19 protein-coding genes and 2 pseudogenes are annotated in these 18,369 nt (G+C 61.0%); 11 read left to right on the forward strand and 10 right to left on the reverse strand.

The genetic code is table 11. The annotated features are described in order from the left end of the window. Positions 1-242: 242 nt before the first annotated feature. The 7 genes from ACZ5C7_RS14810 (at position 243) to ACZ5C7_RS14840 (ending at position 6,027) form a co-directional block, all read left to right on the forward strand. Positions 243-722, forward strand: a complete 480-nt coding sequence (locus ACZ5C7_RS14810; RefSeq protein WP_464377060.1) for an urease subunit beta — start codon at positions 243-245, stop codon at positions 720-722. Then, positions 719-2,425, forward strand: coding sequence for an urease subunit alpha (ureC, locus tag ACZ5C7_RS14815; RefSeq protein WP_464377061.1), 1,707 nt, complete (start codon positions 719-721; stop codon positions 2,423-2,425). The genes ACZ5C7_RS14810 and ureC overlap by 4 nt, the downstream gene beginning before the upstream one ends. A gap of 139 nt (positions 2,426-2,564) precedes the next feature. Beyond that, the gene (locus ACZ5C7_RS14820; protein ID WP_464377062.1) at positions 2,565-2,987 is read left to right on the forward strand and encodes an urease subunit gamma; all 423 of its coding nucleotides are present in this window, start codon (positions 2,565-2,567) and stop codon (positions 2,985-2,987) included. Next, positions 2,987-3,607: an urease accessory protein UreG gene (ureG, locus tag ACZ5C7_RS14825; protein WP_464377063.1), complete on the forward strand. Its 621-nt coding sequence runs from the start codon at positions 2,987-2,989 to the stop codon at positions 3,605-3,607. The genes ACZ5C7_RS14820 and ureG overlap by 1 nt, the downstream gene beginning before the upstream one ends. Then, positions 3,604-4,614 (forward strand): urease accessory protein UreD, encoded by a 1,011-nt coding sequence (locus tag ACZ5C7_RS14830; protein WP_464377064.1) that lies wholly within the window; start codon positions 3,604-3,606, stop codon positions 4,612-4,614. Before ureG ends, ACZ5C7_RS14830 begins: the two co-directional genes overlap by 4 nt. After that, on the forward strand, positions 4,614-5,300 hold the full coding sequence (ureE, locus tag ACZ5C7_RS14835; RefSeq protein ID WP_464377065.1) for an urease accessory protein UreE: 687 nt from the start codon (positions 4,614-4,616) through the stop codon (positions 5,298-5,300). The genes ACZ5C7_RS14830 and ureE overlap by 1 nt, the downstream gene beginning before the upstream one ends. Beyond that, the gene (locus ACZ5C7_RS14840; protein WP_464377066.1) at positions 5,290-6,027 is read left to right on the forward strand and encodes an urease accessory protein UreF; all 738 of its coding nucleotides are present in this window, start codon (positions 5,290-5,292) and stop codon (positions 6,025-6,027) included. The genes ureE and ACZ5C7_RS14840 overlap by 11 nt, the downstream gene beginning before the upstream one ends. Before the next feature lie 8 nt (positions 6,028-6,035). On the opposite strand, the gene ACZ5C7_RS14845 is transcribed toward ACZ5C7_RS14840, so the two are convergent. The 8 genes and pseudogenes from ACZ5C7_RS14845 to ACZ5C7_RS14880 form a co-directional block, all read right to left on the reverse strand. After that, positions 6,036-6,506, reverse strand: coding sequence for a hypothetical protein (locus ACZ5C7_RS14845; RefSeq protein WP_464377067.1), 471 nt, complete (start codon positions 6,504-6,506; stop codon positions 6,036-6,038). A 147-nt stretch (positions 6,507-6,653) separates the two neighbouring features. Beyond that, positions 6,654-7,628 (reverse strand): aldo/keto reductase, encoded by a 975-nt coding sequence (locus ACZ5C7_RS14850; RefSeq protein WP_464377068.1) that lies wholly within the window; start codon positions 7,626-7,628, stop codon positions 6,654-6,656. 244 nt (positions 7,629-7,872) lie between these two features. Further along, complete coding sequence (locus ACZ5C7_RS14855) at positions 7,873-8,268, reverse strand: hypothetical protein (protein WP_464377069.1); 396 nt, start codon at positions 8,266-8,268, stop codon at positions 7,873-7,875. Between the two features lie 74 nt (positions 8,269-8,342). Next, positions 8,343-8,711, reverse strand: coding sequence for a hypothetical protein (locus ACZ5C7_RS14860; protein WP_464377070.1), 369 nt, complete (start codon positions 8,709-8,711; stop codon positions 8,343-8,345). Further along, the gene (locus ACZ5C7_RS14865) at positions 8,708-11,110 is read right to left on the reverse strand and encodes a penicillin acylase family protein (RefSeq protein WP_464377071.1); all 2,403 of its coding nucleotides are present in this window, start codon (positions 11,108-11,110) and stop codon (positions 8,708-8,710) included. Before ACZ5C7_RS14865 ends, ACZ5C7_RS14860 begins: the two co-directional genes overlap by 4 nt. Positions 11,111-11,232: 122 nt before the next feature. After that, positions 11,233-11,567 (reverse strand): annotated as a pseudogene (locus tag ACZ5C7_RS14870) (hypothetical protein). Then, positions 11,564-11,884: pseudogene (locus ACZ5C7_RS14875) on the reverse strand (MarR family transcriptional regulator). Before ACZ5C7_RS14875 ends, ACZ5C7_RS14870 begins: the two co-directional pseudogenes overlap by 4 nt. Positions 11,885-12,268: 384 nt before the next feature. Next, positions 12,269-13,276 carry an alpha/beta fold hydrolase gene (locus ACZ5C7_RS14880; RefSeq protein ID WP_464377072.1) on the reverse strand — a complete coding sequence of 336 codons (1,008 nt, stop codon included), beginning with the start codon at positions 13,274-13,276 and terminating at the stop codon, positions 12,269-12,271. Between the two features lie 321 nt (positions 13,277-13,597). Between ACZ5C7_RS14880 and ACZ5C7_RS14885 the strand changes: the two genes are divergently transcribed. Further along, the gene (locus ACZ5C7_RS14885; protein WP_464377073.1) at positions 13,598-14,023 is read left to right on the forward strand and encodes an SRPBCC family protein; all 426 of its coding nucleotides are present in this window, start codon (positions 13,598-13,600) and stop codon (positions 14,021-14,023) included. 46 nt (positions 14,024-14,069) lie between these two features. Here the strand turns inward: ACZ5C7_RS14885 and ACZ5C7_RS14890 are convergent, their stop codons facing one another. Together ACZ5C7_RS14890 and ACZ5C7_RS14895 are read right to left on the reverse strand one after the other, a co-directional pair. Continuing rightward, entirely contained in the window at positions 14,070-14,681 is a 612-nt protein-coding gene (locus ACZ5C7_RS14890; protein WP_464377074.1) for a flavin reductase family protein, read from the reverse strand. A gap of 26 nt (positions 14,682-14,707) precedes the next feature. After that, entirely contained in the window at positions 14,708-15,178 is a 471-nt protein-coding gene (locus ACZ5C7_RS14895) for a VOC family protein (RefSeq protein WP_464377075.1), read from the reverse strand. A gap of 178 nt (positions 15,179-15,356) precedes the next feature. Here ACZ5C7_RS14895 and ACZ5C7_RS14900 point away from each other — a divergent pair, with 178 nt between their 5' ends. From ACZ5C7_RS14900 to ACZ5C7_RS14910, 3 genes are all read left to right on the forward strand, one after another. Further along, the gene (locus ACZ5C7_RS14900; protein ID WP_464377076.1) at positions 15,357-15,719 is read left to right on the forward strand and encodes a winged helix-turn-helix transcriptional regulator; all 363 of its coding nucleotides are present in this window, start codon (positions 15,357-15,359) and stop codon (positions 15,717-15,719) included. 165 nt (positions 15,720-15,884) lie between these two features. Next, positions 15,885-16,478 (forward strand): winged helix-turn-helix transcriptional regulator, encoded by a 594-nt coding sequence (locus ACZ5C7_RS14905; protein ID WP_464377077.1) that lies wholly within the window; start codon positions 15,885-15,887, stop codon positions 16,476-16,478. 367 nt (positions 16,479-16,845) lie between these two features. Beyond that, the gene (locus ACZ5C7_RS14910; protein WP_464378456.1) at positions 16,846-18,084 is read left to right on the forward strand and encodes a LeuA family protein; all 1,239 of its coding nucleotides are present in this window, start codon (positions 16,846-16,848) and stop codon (positions 18,082-18,084) included. Positions 18,085-18,369 lie beyond the last annotated feature (285 nt).

The raw sequence follows: 18,369 nt of genomic DNA on the forward strand, positions 1-18,369 counted from the left end.
CCATAGTCAGTTCGCTGTTTTACTCTATTTCACGTCTAAATCACACAAATGACCAAATAAGAACGGCATATGGACGAATATTGACTGCCTATCTATTTGTAGTTATTAGTTACCGTTCTATCAAGATATGGTGGGCAAATATTGTTATTCTAGCGTAGACTTACGGTCTTTGTCTGGTAAGACGTGATCGTGATGAACGATATCTGGAACGAGCGTGCCGACCACTCGAGGTGGTTCGATCGATGACGTCGATAGTTCCGGGGGAACTCCTCCCGGCGTCGGAGCCGGTTACGATCAACGCCGACAGAGCGACGACATCGGTGAAGGTCGAGAATACCGGTGATAGACCGGTTCAGGTCGGTTCTCACTTTCATTTCTTCGAAGCGAACCCCGGCCTGTTGTTCGACCGCAACGAGGCCTACGGCTATCGACTGAACATTCCCGCCGGAACCGCCATCAGGTTCGAACCCGGCTGCGAGCGCGAGGTCGATCTGGTGGCCATCGGCGGGGATCGGATCGTTCACGGAATGGGCGGCCTCGTAAACGGCCCGCTCGACGACGAGGAAATTCGCGAACGCGCACTCGAGCGCGCCGAAGCGAACGGGTATCAGGGGGTCGATCGTTCCGCAGACTCGGACGCGAGCAGAACTGGGACGGAAACGGGCGAGAGCGGTGACGACCCGAAGACGGACGCCGACGGAACGACGGAGGGAGACGAATGACTCGAGAGATGCCCCGCCGCGAGTACACGGACCTGTTCGGAGCGACGGAAGGCGATCGGGTTAGACTCGGCGATACGAACCTCCTCGCGGAGATCGAGACCGACTACGGCGTCCCCGGCGAAGAAGCGGTCTTCGGCGGCGGAAAGACGATGCGCGATGGCATGGGAATGCAGTCGGGAACGACCCAGGCCGACGGAACGCTCGATTGGGCGTTCACGAACGTCGTCATCATCGACCCGATTTTGGGAATCTGCAAGGGAGACATCGGCGTTCGCGACGGTGAAATCGTCGGCGTCGGGAAGGCAGGTAACCCCGACACGATGGACGGGGTCGACATGGTCATCGGCCCGAGTACCGACACGATTCCGGCCGACGGGCTGATCGCGACCGCCGGTGCGCTCGACATTCACGTTCACTTCAACAGTCCCCAACTCGTCGAACACGGGCTCGGCTCGGGCGTCACCACGATGCTCGGGGGCGGCTTCGGCGGCGGAGCGACGACCTGTACGCCCGGGCCGCGGAACATCCAGCGGTTCCTCCAGGCCGCGGAGGAGTGGCCGATGAACGTCGGCTTCTACGGCAAGGGCAACAGCAGTCGGCCGGAAGCGCTTTACGAGCAAGTCGAGGCTGGCGCCTGCGGGCTCAAACTCCACGAGGACTGGGGCTCGACGCCCGCCGCGATCGACACCTGCCTCGAGGTCGCCGACGACGAAGACATCCAGGTCTGTATCCACACGGACACGCTCAACGAGTCGGGCTTCGTCGAGGAGACCTTCGACGCCATCGACGGGCGCGCGATCCACACCTTCCACATCGAGGGTGCGGGCGGCGGCCACGCCCCCGACGTGCTCGAGTTGGTCGGCCACGAGCACATGCTCCCCTCCTCGACCAACCCGTCGATGCCGTACACGGAGAACACGTTCGACGAGCACCTCGACATGGTGATGGTCTGCCATCACCTCAATCCCGACGTTCCCGAGGACGTGGCCTTCGCCGAATCGCGGATTCGCGCAGAGACGCTCGGCGCGGAGGACGTCCTCCACGATACGGGCGCGATCAGCATGATGACGACCGACTCCCAGGCGATGGGTCGGATGGCCGAACTCATCTGCCGAACCTGGCAGACAGCCCACAAGATGAAGAACCAACGCGGTCCGCTCCCGGCGGACGAGGGGACCGACGCTGACAACGCACGGATCAAGCGATACGTCGCCAAGTACACGATCAACCCCGCGATCACGGCCGGCATCGACGACTACGTCGGCTCGCTCGAGCCCGGAAAGCTGGCCGACATCGCCCTGTGGAACCCCGCATTCTTCGGGATCAAACCGAAGGCGGTCATCAAGGGCGGGTTCCCCGTCTGGTCCCAGATGGGAGAAGCGAACGGCTCGCTGATGACCTGCCAGCCGATTATCGGCCGCGAACGCGCTGGCGCACAGGGACGTGCAAAACAGGCGTTGTCGATCTCGTTCGTCAGCGAGGCCGCCGACGAGAACGGCGTCGGGGAGGCCTACGACCTGAAAACGCCGGTTCGACCGGTCAGCGGAACGCGTTCGGTTCGAAAAGCGGACATGGTTCACAACGACCGCTGTCCGGACGACATCGACATCGACGCCCAGACATTCGAGGTGTCCATCGACGGCGAACACGTCACCTGCGAACCCGCAGAAGAAGTCCCGCTCGCACAGCGATACATGCTCTAAGACGATTTATGAACGAGATTACAACGACACGAGGAATTTGCAGTCGACGAGCCCGAGCGCGCGGTGTAGCCATGGGCGATACAGCCGCAGAGAACGACCCACACGAACGAACGGCAACCGCTCTCGAGGTGACCGACCGATGATGCTCTCGCCCAAGGAGATGGAACGGCTCACCGTCTTCATGGCGGCCGAACTCGCGCGTCGACGGAAAGATCGGGGCGTAAAGCTCAACCATCCGGAAACGGTCGCGTACGTCTCCGATTGGGTCTGTGAACGCGCTCGAGACGGAAAATCGGTCTCTCAGATTCGCGCCGAAGCGACGCAGTTGCTCACCCGCGAGGACGTAATGGACGGCGTTCCGGAGATGGTCGACATGGTACAGATCGAACCCGTCTTTCCGGACGGAACGAAACTCGTCACGATCCACGACCCGATTCGGGCGGATACGCGAGACCAGCTCGAGGAACTGGACGATCTCGACGAGATAGATGACCTCGAGGATCGGGACGGTCTTGAGGACCCGGAGGATCTCGAGTCAGCCGAAGGAACGGAGGTCGAATAATGGGGTACCGAGACGTCGCAAAGATCGGTATCGGCGGCCCCGTCGGCTCCGGAAAGACCGCACTCGTGAGACATCTCGTCCCGGCGCTGCTCGAGCGCGACTACGAGGTCGGCGTCATCGCAAACGACATCATGACCCAGGAAGATGCGGACGTATTCAGGGAGTCGTTCGCGGGCATGATCCCCGAGGATCTCGTCGACGGCGTCGAAACCGGCGCCTGTCCGCACACGGGGATTCGCGAGGACCCGTCGATGAACCTCGCGGCGATAGACGAGTTCACCGAATCCCATCCGGAACTGGACGTGGTGATCGTCGAGAGCGGCGGCGACAACCTCGCCGCAACCTTCAACCCCGAACTGGCGGACTACTTCGTCTTCGTTATCAGCGTCGCCGAGGGGGAAGATATCCCCCGAAAGCGCGGCCCAGGCGTGACCCAGGCCGACCTGCTGATCGTCAACAAAACCGATCTGGCCCCTCACGTCGACGCCAATCTCGACGTGATCGAGCGCGACGCGGGAGCCGTCCGCGGGGACGACCCCTCCGTCTTCACCAATTGCAAAACCGGCGAGGGAATCGACGACGTGCTCGAGCACGTCGAACGCGAGGTGCTGTTCGCGTGAGCACGGGCGCGAAGGAGTCGCGTCGAGGCCGATTTCCGGCGCTCCCGCCCGCCTTCGAGACGTACGCCGAAGAGTCCTTAGCGCAAGCACCGGCGGGCGGACCGGGGAAGAACGGCCTGCTCGAGGCGACGCTTGCACGCGCGGGAAACAATCAAACTCGGCTCGTCCGGGATCACGTCAACGTCCCGTATCATCTAACGGGAACGCTAGAAACCGATCCGATACCGGGGCTCACGACGCTCATCGCACAGGAGCCGACGGGCGGCGTCGCGCAGGGAGACCGCCACCGGATGAAGGTAGAAGCCCGATCGGGCGCGCGGGCGAACGTTACCACTCAGAGCGCGACCAAGGTCCACAGTATGCGGGCGAACTACGCCCACCTGGACGCGGCGCTCGAGGCAAAATCCGGGAGTTACCTCGAGTACGTCCCGGGACCGACGATCGTCAACGAGGACGCGCGCTGTCTGCAGACGGTTCGCGTGGATCTCGAGGACGACGCGATCGTGCTCGTCGGCGACGTGCTCGTTCCCGACGGCCTGAGCGATCACGAGTCGTTCGACTTCGATCACTACCACGCTCGAGTCGAAGCCGAACACGACGGCAAATTAGTCTGTGCCGATACGGTCGATATCCGCCCCGACGAACGCGACCCGCGGGATTCGACCAGCGTCGGCGCGTACGACGTGATCGGTTCTCTGTACGTCTTCGCTCCCGACCGCGATTCGGAGGCGTTGACCGATCGAATTCACGATCGACTCGAGGAAACACCTCGAGGCGAAGATCGAGCCCGCCGCGAAAAATCGACGACCGCGGACGAAGCCGACGAGCGGGAAGACGCGCGCGATTCCACCCTCGTCGGGGTTTCGACGCTCCCACACGAGGTCGGCGTCGTCGTTCGAATCCTCGGCTACCGCCAACTCGACGTGACGAACGCCATCCGAGACGCGTGGGACGAGACGAGACTGGCGTTCTTCGAGGTCGGCATTCCAGCCGACCGGAGGTACTGATGAAGCGAATCGACGGCGTCCTCGGAAACGTCCACGGCGACGACGAACTCGACCGCGAGCGAGAACGCCACGCCCAAAACGGGACGTTAGAGCGAGTCGTGATCGATGCGGACCGGCGACAGCGATCGCGGTTCCGAACGACGACCAACGCTGGAACCGACGTGGGCGTTGTTCTCGACAAACCGGCGCTGTCGATCGGCGACGTGTTGGTCCGCGAGGACGACCGAATGATCGTCGTCGCGTTCGAGCCCCTCGAGGCGCTCGCGGTCGAATTGCCCGAACCGACCTCGGAATCGCTCGCGGCGGCCGTCGAACTCGGCCACCGCGTCGGAAACCAACACTGGGATCTCGCACTCGAGGAGAGCGTCGTGTACGTGCCGCTCGAGGCCGACCGACACATCGTCGAGCGGGTCGTCGCCGACGTCGTTCCCGGATCGACGGTTCGGGAAGAAACCGTCGACGCGGAGTTGTTCGTGACCGACCTCGACGCGGAGCCTGCCGGTGGCGGGAATTTCGATCACGAGCACGACGGTGGCGAGTCGGATCACACCCATGACCATACTCACGAGGGCGAGTCGGACCACCATTCTCACGATCACGAGGCGGACCACACACACGATAACGAACACACCCATACTCACGAGGGCGACGGACACGATCACGGGCACGACCACCATGGCGACTGAGCCAGCCCCGTTCTTGACCGCGCTCCGTCTGTCGGACTCGTTTCTGCCGATCGGAGGTTATACGGCCTCCTACGGTCTCGAACAGTATCTCAACGAAGACCGCATCGAAGACGCCGACGAGCTACAGGCGGTCATCAGGGGCTATCTCGAGCGGATCGTCGGTCCCTGTGAAACCGTTGCGGTGGCGAACGCACACGACGCGTGCGGCGACGCGGATTTCGACGCGCTCGCGTCCGTCGACGAGCGCCTCCACGCCGTGACGATGGCCGAAGAGTTCCGCGAGAGTTCGACCAAAGCTGGCAGACAGTTGTCGGAGCTCGTGCTCGTCGACGGGGACCGAATTCGAACCGACGCATCCGCTGATTCGGAGAGCGGTGACCGCTCGTTCGAGCGAATCTACGCCGAAGCGATCGACCTCGGGGAGACGCCCGGTCACTATCCGGTCGTGTTCGGCGTCGTCGCCCAACAAAGCGGGTTGTCGAAGCTCGAGGCTTGTCTCGCACAAGCGTACTCGTTCGTTACCGGCGTTCTCGGCGCGACTCAGCGTCTGGGCCGGTTCAGTCACACGGCTATTCAATCGATACTGGCCGATCTCCTGCCAGTCGTGACGGAGATCTGCGAGCGACACATCGACGACGACATCGCGGCGATGGCATCGTTCGCGCCGCTCACCGAAATCATGGGAATGCGCCACGAGCGCGCCGGGCGGCGACTATTTATGAGTTGATCGAGTTTTCACTTCGCTTCACCGCGCCAACTCCAGAGGCCGACGACCACCAATGCCAGCGCGAGCACGGCAATGAGCGTTAGCGCTTCGATATTTCCGGTCGTAAAGCCGGGCGAAGATGCGATCTGGGTTTCCTCGAGCATGAACACCGCCAGCAAGAGGAGCCCGAAAAGGGACGCGATCGCGACGCCGATCCCCTCGCGGATCATCCATCTGAACTCCTCGACGTCGACCTGGGCCGCTTCGGTGTGGTCCTCCGGTGGCTCCCCGGCTTCGTCGTATTCGGTGTAGGCCGTGTCGTCCCAGGACGTTCCGAGGAACCCGATCACGTACGACAGCGTCGCCCCGGCGATCATGATCACGGCGAAGGTCGCGATCGCCATCACGGCGTTTGCCGGCGCAAGAAACATCGTAAGAACCGCAGCGCCGACGATCGAACCACCGAGCATCACTAGAAATCGTTTCAGAGGTGTAGCCATAATCCCCCTACCCCGTCCACCACCATATTGTTAACACCGTTCGAAGGTCGTCAGTGAACCGTTTCGGTGGCGTTCGAACGGTAATACGATATTGTCGGCACTGCCCTGGACGCGTACTGAACGGCGATTCTCCGTTCGCCTGCCGTTTCAGGAATGACCCGAGACGACCACCGGCTCGTAGGGTTCCTCGAGCCACTCGAGGTCGGACGAGGAAAGCGAGATCTCGAGGGCTTCGACCGCTTGCTCTAAGTGTTCGACGCTGGTCGTCCCGATGATCGGCGCGTCGACCCAGTCTTTGTGGAGCAACCAGGCCAACGAGATCTGGGCCATTGTTACGCCCTTTTCGTCGGCGAGTTCCGCGACCCGCTCGTTGATCGTCGGCCCGCCGCCGTCGCGGTAGGGATGATCGTAGAGGTGCTCTTCGGTCTCGCCGCGGGTCGTCGCGTCGACGTCCTCGTGCGGACGAGTGAGATATCCGCGTGCGAGCGGAGACCACGGGAGGACGCCGACGTTTTCGTTCGCACAGAGCGGAAGCATCTCTCGCTCTTCCTCGCGGTAGACGAGGTTGTAATGGTTCTGCATCGTGACGAACCGATCGAGACCCAGCCGGTCGCTCGTGTGCAGCGCTTCCGCGAACTGGTGGGTCCACATCGAGGATGCGCCGAGGTAGCGAACCTTCTCGCGCCGAACCGCGTCGTCGAGCGCTTTCATCGTCGTTTCGATCGGCGTCTCGTCGTCCCAGCGGTGGATCTGGTAGAGATCGATCGTCTCCATGCCGAGTCGCTCGCGGCTGGCGTCGAGTTCCTGTTCGATCGCTTTTCGGGAGAGTCCGCCCGAGAACGGGTCGTCCTCGCGCATCTGGAAGTACCCTTTCGTCGCGACGACCGATTCCTCGCGCCGGCCCTCGAGCGCATCGCCGAGGATCCGTTCGGATTCGCCGTCCGAGTACATGTTCGCGGTATCGAAGAAGTTGATCCCCAGATCGATCGCTCGGTCGATGATCTCGTGGCTCTGTTCCTCCTCGAGGACCCACTCTCGCCAGTCGCTCGAGCCGAAACTCATACAGCCCAGACAGAGCCGGCTGACTTCCAATCCCGTCTCGCCGAGTGTCGTGTACTTCATGCGACGGGGTACGGCGGACGGGGAAAAAACAGTACGCCCCGCGACGGGGACGAATTATTGAATTATTGTTATAGCTTCGTAGTGTAAACATCTTCCACCCAGACATATGGCGAAAGAACAAAACGACCGAAACGCGGATCGTGACGACGGCGGTGGAATCGTCTCGCGAATTAAAAACGTATTCAACCTGCGACTAACGCGCGATATCGGCCGTTTCGTTCAATTGATTTTCGACTCCTCGGTTTCAGGCCGCGGCGGCGGTCAATTGTCGTGTGACATCGATGAGGGCTTCGGTGAAGAGAAAGGCTACAGTGAACTGGGCGACCGTCGCGGTGTGCCCTCGCGGAAGGAAAAACCACGCCAGAACCAGACTCGCCGCGATCGCTGTTAGGACCCCGACGATTGCGTGTAGGTCATCGACATCCCCGAGATCGAGACGGAAGCCTGCCAGCGCTATCCCGACTCCGGCGACCACGCCACCGACGATAGCGACCACCGCTGCCTCAACCGACACGAATGTTCGAAATTCCGCAGGTATGAGGAGAAGTATCGTCATCGAGACGGCGAACAACAGATTCTGTAGCGTGTCCATTCGTGGATTGTCGTTCTCGCCGAGTTGTTCCGGTGACGATTCGATCATATCTATCCGTTCACATATGACTTCATATACCCTTCGACCACCTCACCGTCGAGCAGCCGAGAGTCCGATAACGATCACCTTCCGATGGCACCGATGAGCGATCCGAGCACGGGCAGTCCGAATGCGCTTCCGGCCGTAATGTACACGATCGGCGTCATCTCGAGGAGCAACCACGCCGAACTCCCGAGCGTGAGAACGAACGCGATCGAGACGACCGCTCCGAACGCGATCGCGTAGCCGAACGCGCGCGGAAGCGTCGGCGAAGCGAACCCGAGGAGTATTCCGCCGAGGACGAGTCCGAACCAGTGTACCGAAGCCACGGCGAGTCCGATGATAGCGGCGACACCGAGTGCAAGGACGTGAATTCGGGGTTCGTTTCGAACGCGCTCGAGTCCCTCAAGCACCCGTCTCGTTCGATTTCGGCCTGGACTCGCTTCGCTCACGTCGATCCCTCCACGAACTCGAGTTCGGGCTCTCCCTCGATCGTTCGGTCCATCGATTTGTACTCGCCGTCCACCCAGGGCTCGAACTGGTCGTCGTAGTGCGGCGAGAAGAAATCGCCGGAGTTGCCGCCGGCGATGATTCCGGCGGCTTCGCCGCCGGGTTCGACGACCATTCGCCACCCGCTTCCGACCGCCGACTCCACGCGATAGTTTTTCACCGTCGCGCTCGAGCCGTCCGCGGCGATTTCCTCGTAGTTCAGGAAGCCGGCTTCGACTCCGAGCGGGTGCTCGATCGCCCCCGTCGTGTTCCAGTCTCCGTAGGTCTCCCAGCCCGCGTCGTCGATCTCCTCGAGAGCCGCCTCGAGTGCATCGACCATCGCTCGTTCCCGGCTGGTCTCAGAAAAGAACTCGCTGTCTTCGGGGAGCGTCGCGAGTACCCAATCACTCGGGTAGTACGAGTCATCGAGGTCGGCGTCGCCGAACTGCGGCTCGAAAACGACGCGCTCGAAGTGGTCGAGCCAGCGGGCGAAGACGAGCGCTCCCTCCGACTCGCGGTTCATTCGGTATTCCCAGTTCTCGAGGTGTTCGGCGGCTTCAACGAGTTCATCGGAGAGAGCAGCGTCCGAATCGGCCGCTTCGAGCGCCTCGATCAATTCGGGAACGAGTTGCGAGGCACGGCCGTCGACGACATCCCGTTGCAGGTCGCGGTGGTCCGCCGGGTCGGTCGGTTCTCCCTCGTCGACGCGTTCGTCAAGCGCGTCGTAGATGCGGCGTCCGCGATACGGATCGGCGTAGGCGACGCCGATGTAGTGCTCGGGATCGTCGAGGACGCGCTGGTTCGCCGTCGCCAGCACGTCCGGATCGACGACGTGCGGTTTCTCCTCGAACGGCACGAAGCCGTCCCACGAGGACTCGCCGTAGGGCGTGTATCCGTCCCACTCGCCCTCTCCCGCGGAGCCGTCGAAGAGCTGGTTTCCGTCGACGCGCTCCCCGTCGGTCTCCCGAATCGGAAGCCGCCCAGTCATCGCGTACAGCGTTCGTCCGTCGGTATCGGCGTAGACCGCGTTCTGCGTCGGCGCGTCGAAGCGCTCGAGTCCCTCGAGCGCCTCCTCGAGTCCGTCGCTCCGGCCGAGTTCGTAGATCGCCTCGGCGGTGCGGGTGGCCGAAAGCCCGGTCCAGGCGATGCCGACCGTCTCGCCCTCGCGTTCGATGACCGGACCGTGGACGGTCTTTCGAACCGTCTTCGTTCGATCCTCGCCACCGGCGACGGGAATTTCGCGTTCTTCGATATCGAACTCCCGCCACTCGCCGTCGTACCGGTAGCGCTCTCCGTCCTCGTCGATCTCGTACTGGTAACAATCCAAGACGTCCGCACCGACGTTGGTGAATCCCCACGCGCCGGAATCGTTGGCTCCGATAATGACGAACGGGATCCCCGGAAACGTGACGCCGCGGATCGACGTCTCGGGCGTTTCGACGTGTTGTTCGTACCACAGCGCCGGCGTCATCAACGCGAGGTGCGGATCGTTCGCGATGAGCGGATTTCCACTCGAGGTGTGTTCGCCCGAGACGACCCAGCTGTTCGAGCCGACTCCAGTCGGCGATTCGAAGCGGGAGAGCCACTCCGTGACGGACGCGCCGGCCGAACGCGAGCCGTCGCTGGTAGGTGTCCCGTCGTTCGCCGATTCGACTCCGACATCGTCCTCGTCTCGAATAATCGGCGTGTCGTGGTCCATTCGATCCGGGAACAGTTCCTCGAGGACCTCCTCGCCCAGACGGTCCGCGACGACCGCTCGACGGAGTTCGTCGAAACTCCCCGTCAGATCCCAGGCGATCTGCTTGTCCATCAACAGCGAATCGACGGGCGTCCACTCGCGGGGCTCGTAGCCGAGCAGCCGGAACTCGAGCGGTAGGGGCTCGTCTTCCATCGCGGCGTTGACTCCGTCGGCGTACGCCGAGAGCATCGTTCCAGCCGGCGTGTCCTCGAGCGCGTCCCACGTCGCCTCCGCCGCGCCGAGGAAGTCCATCGAGACGTGAAACTCGTCGTCCTCGAGGAGGTCCTCGCCGACGACTTCCGAGACGCGCCCGCGCATAGACCGTCGCTGGAGGTCGAGTTGGAAGAGGCGATCGAACGCCTGGACGTACCCGACGGCGAAATAGGCGGCCACCTCGCCGTCCGCTTCGATGTGCGGAACTCCGTGGTCGTCGATGGTCACGTTCGCCTCCCCGTGCGGGCTCGTCACCGACTCCGAAAGGGTTCGATCCGCCGCGTCCCACACGTCTCCCGACAGCGGCGCGAAGTCCTCCAGAAGGTCGTTCGCGGCCGACAGCGAGAGCCCGCCGACGCCGAGTGCGAGCGCCCCCGCGAGAACGTGTCGTCTCGAGATCGAATCTGTCACGCTCGTAGCTTTTCGAGTGGGTAGTGATAACAGTAGTTGGTAGCGCAGTTTCTGTATTCAGTCTAATCTCTGAATCGAGATCGAAGCTTGGGAAGGACGCTGAGCCGTGGGAAACAGCGCTCTTAGCGGACACCGAGATATCCAGCCGCTTCGGTAGTGATTTTTATGTCGTCGCCTCGATGAGATGCCCCTCTTTGTGCACCATGTCGGCATGCCAAATCGTGACGACTGTCCACGGATTTGCGTAGCTTTCCCTCGGTAGCCCGCCCGAGGCGAAGTCATCATCAGTGAGCGGGATAGCAACCGCCCGTCGCGTCGTCGTGGCCGCTGCATAGAGCGCTTCCTCGTCGTGGAACGGGTGTGTCCGATCAGTCAGGCAAACGTACGGCCGGTAGTCATGGTTCGCGAGAAGATCGGGGCCTTTTACGACCGCGCCGCGCTCATAGATGTCCGTCATTCTTCGTCGCCGTAGTAGTCGTCCGTCGTCGAAGCGGAGCTGGCGTTCGTCTGTGCAGCGTAGGAGGCAAGACGGTCGTCCTCGGCGACCGCCCAGTATCGGCCGCGGTGGCGAACGAGGCCGCGATCCTCAAGACGGGAAAGTGCAGCGCCGACGCTCCCGCGTTTGATGCCGGTTGCTTCGTGGAGTTCAGTCTGCGTGAACGCCTGATCGCCGTGGGCCGCGAGGAATTGCAACAGTCAATACGGGTGCGTTCCTTCCTGGAGATCGAGCGCATCCACGGGTTCTTCGTCGAACCGGTCGATACTGATTGGCATATGAAATAGAATGCAATATATCGCAATAACTCTGTGGGTGTGGGGGGCGAAAAATCCTTAGGCATCGACGGAAAGCGGGGTGATTAGTCGCTCACCAGCCACCGGACCAACGGCCGAACGTTTCAGGGAATACTCTGAATAAAGAATCCGTATTACCAACTACTGATAACTAACAGACTACTCACTACTCTTGTAGTCTCTGCTGAATAGAAAGCGCGAATGTCATACGAGATCTGGCTCAATTTGCGAAGGGTCGTGATCGGTGAGTTCAGGTGACTCATGTATCACTCAGTACCGAGTAGACAGATAATGGTAAAATCCTATACGAGACATGGTTGCCTGAACTGTTGAGAAAATTGAGTCGGGGGATCGCGTTCTACCGGACTACAGCTCGGTGACGAACTCCCGAAGCTCTTGGTTGAAGCGGTCAGGGTCTTCCAGATAGGGCATATGGCCCACCTTCGGGTAGAGCGACGTCTGTGCGTTCGGGATGATGTCAGCGAAGGTCTCTGCACCCGCGGGCAGCATGATACCATCCGCTTCGCCGTGGGTGATCAGGACCGGCGATTCGAGGCCGGCAAGGACATCGTCGTGGACGACCTCTCGTGCCAGTATTCCGGCTCGAACGTAGGGTGGAACCATGGAGACGGTTCCGAACAGGAACACGTGATCTTTAGGTGGAGCCGGGTCGGCCGTCCACAGCGAGACGAACTGTTCAAGACCGGTCATGCTCTCCTCGACGTCAGTCGAGGCGAACACGCTGCTCCCGAGGAGGCCGAGCATGCCCTCGGAGAACACCGCGGTCGGGTCCTCGTCCTGCAACGCAATTCGAGGGCCGACCATGTTCACGCCCGCGATGTCGTCCTCACCGTTGGCCAGCAGATAATCCCCAATCCACTCGGAACCGACAGACCAGCTCACGAGGACTGAATCATCGAGGCCCAGTTCATCGATGACGGCCTGGGTGTCGGCAGCCCAGAGTTCCGGATTCGTGTATGCGCTTTCGTCTTCGGGTTTGTCCGAGAGTCCGTGGCCTCGAAAGTCGAAGGCGACCAGCCGGAAGTCGTCCGCAAGATCTGAGTACATCTGACGGTCCCACACTAATCGAGATCCAGAGAACCCGTGGGCGAAGAGGATCGGCTGCCCATCCTCGTTACCGGTTTCATCCACGCGAATGTCGATGCCACCACCGCCGGTGACAGTGTGGACTTTGCTGCCGTCGACATCGCCACAAATTCTCTCCTCTTCGACCTCCTTTTCGTCGTTGCCGACTTCCTCGTCGCCGCTCGCACTCACAGTGGTACTCAGGGCGAGTGCACCCCCTGCGACCGCGCTGGCTTTCAGTACTGTTCTGCGTAATACGCCATCCCTTGGATTCGGTTCTGTGGTCACGTCATCCCTCTGTGCCCGTTCACTTTTCAGCACGAGCAAGAGGTGTACGTTACCACACTACATATACATGTCCATATAACAATATTATTGATTGTTTCACATGAGTTGTATGACGTAAAGAGATAGCTCGAGTCACAAGCCCTCTTAGGTAGTTCAAAGGAAATTTGTCGAAATAAAGCCGGTTGTTGTAAGTGTGCTATGATCTACTGATAACAGTCATGTTCCCGGCGACATCGATCGGTCCCACCAATCTGACAGCGAGGCCGACTCTCCAATCCGCAAACACCGACACCCAACTTCCCTCGCACCGTAGGGACGCCTATGACCCAACTCCGAACCGTCAGCACGTCCAGGGGCCCCCGCCTCGAGGCCTCACACGTCCTCGAGGCTGATCCCGATGACGCCTGGGATGTCCTCGTCGATACGCGGCGATGGCTCGAGTGGGCACCGACCGTAACGGATGTCGAAGCGAGCCACCGGCGACTCGAGGAGGGGACGACGGGGCGAGTTCGAGTCCCGCCGGGAGTCTGGATTCCGTTCACTATCACGTCGTGTGACCCCGTCGAACGGCGGTGGACGTGGAACGTGGCCCGACTCCCCGCGACCGGCCATCGCGTCGACGACCTCGAGTCCGGACGCTGTCGAATCACGTTCGAACTGAACTCGCTCACGTCCGTCCAGGCACCGGTATGCCTGCGCGCGCTCGAGCGAATCGACGAGCTACTCTCGAGCGATTCGTCGGGCTGACTCGAGGACGATAGCGAGAAGCCGCCGACGGCAACGAAAAGTGAAATTAGGGCGGCCGCTCGAGTCCGAACCGATCCTGTGTCGTCGCGTACATACTCCCGGCGAGCCGTCCGATAGCGTCGACGTTCGCCACGTCTATTTTCTCGTCCTCACCCAGCAGGTCCGGATCGAGGTGAACGTACTGGACCTCGCCGAGGACGAGGACCGAGCCGCCGACCTCGATCGTCTCGTGGAGCGTACACTCGAAGGCGGCTTTGGCCTCAGCGACTCTGGGCGGTTCGACAGTTGTCGACGCCGCTCGCTCGAGGCCGACGTGATCGAACTCGCTCTCCTCGGCGGGAAGCGTCGCGGCCGTCTCGTTCATCGGTTCGACGACATCCTCGGTGACGAGGTTGAACACGAACTCGCCCGTTTCCTCCACGTTTTGGGGCGAGTCTTTCTGGTCGTCAACGGGTGCGAACAGCAAGATCGGCGGACTGACGGAGGCGACCGTCGAGAAGCTGTAGGGTGCCAGATTATCGACGCCGTCACCGCTGGTCGTCGACACCCACGCGATCGGCCGCGGGATGACGACGCTCGAGAGGACGCGGTAGAGCGATCCCTCGAGCGTGCTCACGTCGATTTCGACGGACTCGTTCTCGGTGGTTTCGTCGTTCATGGAACGTGATCTGTCGTCGCTCACTGTTAGTTTTCCTGTGGGTCAACGAACTCGCTTCCCGGCTCCTCCTCGTCGACGCCGAATCCCGGGCCCGACGTGGCCAGTTCGAACACCAGCCCGTCTGGGTCGCTGAAGTAGATGCTCTTGAAGTAGGTTCGATCCCGAACCTGCGAAACGCGAACGCCGTGATCTCGCAGGTGCTCGCGCCACTCGAGAAGCGTCTCCTCGTCTTCGACGCCCATCGCGAAGTGGTGGCTCGCGCCGGGGCCCGGTTGGCCTCGCGAGTTCGGGTACTCGAAGTACGTCACGTTCGTCCCCGGCTCCCCCTCTGGCGTCGACGAGAAGTAGTAGTGAAGCGTTCCCGGGTCGTCGTAGTTCTCCGTCATTTTGACGGTGTGAAACCCGAGAACGTCCTCGTAGAATTCCTTGGTCTCGTCCATGTCGGTACAGATGTTCGTCACGTGGTGCAAGCCCGTCGTCGGCGGTGTCTCAGTCATTGTCGTATTCTCAGTCCCCGAATCCGGCCGTTTTCGTTCAACAGTTCGCCGGCAATCGTTCGGACGGTCCACTGCGGACGGACTATCCCGGCCGGCCGGGAGTACTAACCTCGTGTTAGCTGGTTCGTTCCCGAACCTCTATACCCTTTCGAGACATACGGGTTATCAGGTAAACACGATGTCACCCGCCCAAAAGCAGTCTACGGCCGAGGAAGTAAACGCCGAAGCCTGTCCAGTCATCCAATCGCTCGAGCAGATCGGGTCCCAGTGGCGACTCGCCGTCCTACACGACCTCCTCGAGGGCGAGCGCCGGTTCAACGAACTCAAACGCTCGACGGGAGCAAACGCGCGAACCCTCTCTCGAGTTCTCGACGACCTCGGCGAAACCGGCTTCGTCGAACGACGCATCGAGGAAGACGCACCGATCGCGACCTATTACAGCCTCACGGAGAAGGGTGAATCGCTCGAGCCGGTCTTCGAGGAGATCGACTGCTGGGCGAACTCGTGGCTCGATCTCGAGGAAGGCACGCTCGCGGATTGATACTCTCGGCTGTAAGTCGTTCGAGATTCCCGCCGTCCGGAGTGAGAGAATCTTGACAGAGGGACAGTCGAGAGTATGATCCAGGACGGGTCCACTGCGACCGGCTCGGAGAACGCTGTTGACATCCTCCTCGCTCTTTATAAGATCCCGCCCACTACTTTCGGTATGCGATCGCTCGACGATACCGATCTCGAAATTCTCCAGCTCCTTTCGGAGGACGCTCGACGGCCTTATAGCGACATCGCGGACCACGTCGGGTTGACTCCGCCAGCCGTCTCCGATCGAGTGAACCGACTCGAGGAACAGGGCGTGATCCGGGGCTTTACTGTCGACGTCGACCACTCGTTGCTCGAGCGGACGCTTCCCGTTCTGATCGAGTTACAACCGAAACCGGAAGCGGTTACTGATGTGTACGAGTCCGTCGCCGCACTCGAGGAAGCCGAACACGTGTTCGAAGGACTCGACGGATCGCTGATCGTCTACGCGACGCTCCCCGAGACGGACGCGCGGTCCTGGCTCGAGTCTGGACTCGACCTGACGCGACTGCTCGGATACGACGTGACGGTCCTCAATCGCTCGAGTCGATCCCTCGGCGTTTCCGCGACCGGATTCTCCCTCGAGTGCGTCGTCTGCGGGAAAGCGATTACGGGCAACGGCGTCACTGCGACGGTCGACGGAGAACTCAAGCAGTTCTGCTGTTCGTCCTGCGAGTCACGGTACGTCGAGCGGTACGAAACTCACCAGAATGCGCTCGAATAATTTCCTAGCTCGAATAGCTATCGAAATAATATTTTGAATAGTGTCTTTATGGAGTCTATAGATTGAAAGCGGTCAAGTGGTCAGTTTGTGTCTTCTGCCGCGAGGGTTACTGGTCGAACGTTCACTCGGAATCGCGCGCGAGCGTTGCTCCAGTTCAATTCTCCATATTATTCTCGGAATTATTCGTGCGCGGGGCGATAGCTTGCTCGAGTCGGCCCGGTAGTATGGTAGCATATAGGGGAATAGTAAGGTGTATTAGGACGTTGATGTCTTGCGGTTTTGGACGCTCGACTGAGTGACACGCTCACAGCCGACGGAGGAAAAACACTAACAGCGTTAGCTTTATATATATCGTCGCACCTCGAAACTGATACAATGTCTTCACCAGACAACGGCTCTGATACCAGTCAGGGCGGTCGAGTTCTTCCAGGGCACGTTAGATTCCACTGAAGAAATCGAAACTGCTCGAGTCTTCGATACGACGCTCAGGGACGGCGAACAGTCCCCTGGAACGTCGTTTTCTTACGACGACAAGCGCCAGATCGCCTCGATACTGGACGAGATGGGCACCCACGTGATCGAAGCTGGGTTCCCCGTCAACTCCGACGCCGAATTCGAGGCAGTCCGGGATATTGCTTCGGCAACCAATGCGACGACCTGCGGGTTAGCCCGCGTCGTCGACGGGGATATCGAAGCAGCGCTAGATTCCGGCGTCGAGATGGTTCACGTCTTCGTGAGCACGAGCGATGTCCAGATTGAAGATTCGATGCACGCCACAAGAGAACAAGTCGTACAGAACGCAGTCGAGTCGGTCGAACGCGTCACCGAGGCGGGAGCTACTTGCATGTTCTCCCCGATGGACGCAACCCGAACCGACGAGGCGTTCCTGATCGACGTGATCGAAGCGGTCACTGAGGCAGGAACCGACTGGATCAACATTCCCGACACCTGCGGCGTCGCCACGCCCGGTCGATTCCGGGCGATGATCGAGAAGGTGTGCGATCACACCGACGCACGGATCGACGTCCACGCCCACGACGACTTCGGGCTGGCGACCGCGAACGCGATCGCCGGCATCGAAGCCGGAGCCGACCAGGCGCAGGTTTCGGTCAACTCCATCGGCGAGCGAGCGGGCAACGCCGCCTACGAGGAGTTCGTCATGTCCGTCGAATCCCTCTACCAGGTCGATACCGGTATCGACACCACTCGAATCACCGAACTCTCCGACATCGTCGAAGAGAAAAGCGGGATGGAGACGCCGGGCAACAAGCCGGTCGTCGGCGACAACGCCTTCTCTCACGAGAGCGGGATCCACGCCGCCGGTGTCATCGAAAACTCCGATACGTTCGAGCCGGGCGTCATGACCCCCGAAATGGTCGGCGCAGAACGCAAACTGGTCATGGGCAAACACACCGGCACCCACTCGGTCCGCGAGCGCCTGCACGAACGCGGGTTCGACCCCACGGACGAGCAGGTTCGTGCGGTCACTCGACGGGTCAAAGACTACGGCGCGGAAAAACGCCGCGTCACCGTCAGCGACCTCGAGCGCTTCGCCGAGGAAGCGGACGTCGAGCGCACACAGGAAAAAGAGGAGGTGCGCGCCTAGGGATGTTCTCCCCGTTTGCAAGCGTTCCCGAGCATCGGCTACGGGACCCATCGCGTCCTAATAAGACACGGAAGAGTTATGTCACTCGAGATAGCTACAGTCGAGGTAATGAGGTCACGCGCACAGTCGTTGGCCAGCGCGGTCGACACCGGCGCGTCCGTTCGGTTCGCTATTGTAGGGGCCGTCTAGCCCCTCACACTCCTCCTTCTCGTTCCGGCTCCGCATCGATTTCACAGCGACAAGTCACCCAACAGATGACACAACACACTACAGATTATCGCCGTA

This window comes from Halostagnicola alkaliphila, from assembly GCF_055379965.1.

What these genes read in the sequence shown, in the direction of transcription:
- ACZ5C7_RS14810 (WP_464377060.1), top strand. Translation starts at nt 243, where the DNA reads ATGACGTCGATAGTTCCGGGGGAACTCCTCCCGGCGTCGGAGCCGGTT.
- ureC (WP_464377061.1), top strand. Translation starts at nt 719, where the DNA reads ATGACTCGAGAGATGCCCCGCCGCGAGTACACGGACCTGTTCGGAGCG.
- ACZ5C7_RS14820 (WP_464377062.1), top strand. Translation starts at nt 2,565, where the DNA reads ATGATGCTCTCGCCCAAGGAGATGGAACGGCTCACCGTCTTCATGGCG.
- ureG (WP_464377063.1), top strand. Translation starts at nt 2,987, where the DNA reads ATGGGGTACCGAGACGTCGCAAAGATCGGTATCGGCGGCCCCGTCGGC.
- ureE (WP_464377065.1), top strand. Translation starts at nt 4,614, where the DNA reads ATGAAGCGAATCGACGGCGTCCTCGGAAACGTCCACGGCGACGACGAA.
- ACZ5C7_RS14840 (WP_464377066.1), top strand. Translation starts at nt 5,290, where the DNA reads ATGGCGACTGAGCCAGCCCCGTTCTTGACCGCGCTCCGTCTGTCGGAC.
- ACZ5C7_RS14845 (WP_464377067.1), bottom strand. Translation starts at nt 6,506, where the DNA reads ATGGCTACACCTCTGAAACGATTTCTAGTGATGCTCGGTGGTTCGATC.
- ACZ5C7_RS14850 (WP_464377068.1), bottom strand. Translation starts at nt 7,628, where the DNA reads ATGAAGTACACGACACTCGGCGAGACGGGATTGGAAGTCAGCCGGCTC.
- ACZ5C7_RS14855 (WP_464377069.1), bottom strand. Translation starts at nt 8,268, where the DNA reads ATGATCGAATCGTCACCGGAACAACTCGGCGAGAACGACAATCCACGA.
- ACZ5C7_RS14885 (WP_464377073.1), top strand. Translation starts at nt 13,598, where the DNA reads ATGACCCAACTCCGAACCGTCAGCACGTCCAGGGGCCCCCGCCTCGAG.
- ACZ5C7_RS14890 (WP_464377074.1), bottom strand. Translation starts at nt 14,681, where the DNA reads ATGAACGACGAAACCACCGAGAACGAGTCCGTCGAAATCGACGTGAGC.
- ACZ5C7_RS14895 (WP_464377075.1), bottom strand. Translation starts at nt 15,178, where the DNA reads ATGACTGAGACACCGCCGACGACGGGCTTGCACCACGTGACGAACATC.
- ACZ5C7_RS14900 (WP_464377076.1), top strand. Translation starts at nt 15,357, where the DNA reads ATGTCACCCGCCCAAAAGCAGTCTACGGCCGAGGAAGTAAACGCCGAA.
- ACZ5C7_RS14905 (WP_464377077.1), top strand. Translation starts at nt 15,885, where the DNA reads ATGCGATCGCTCGACGATACCGATCTCGAAATTCTCCAGCTCCTTTCG.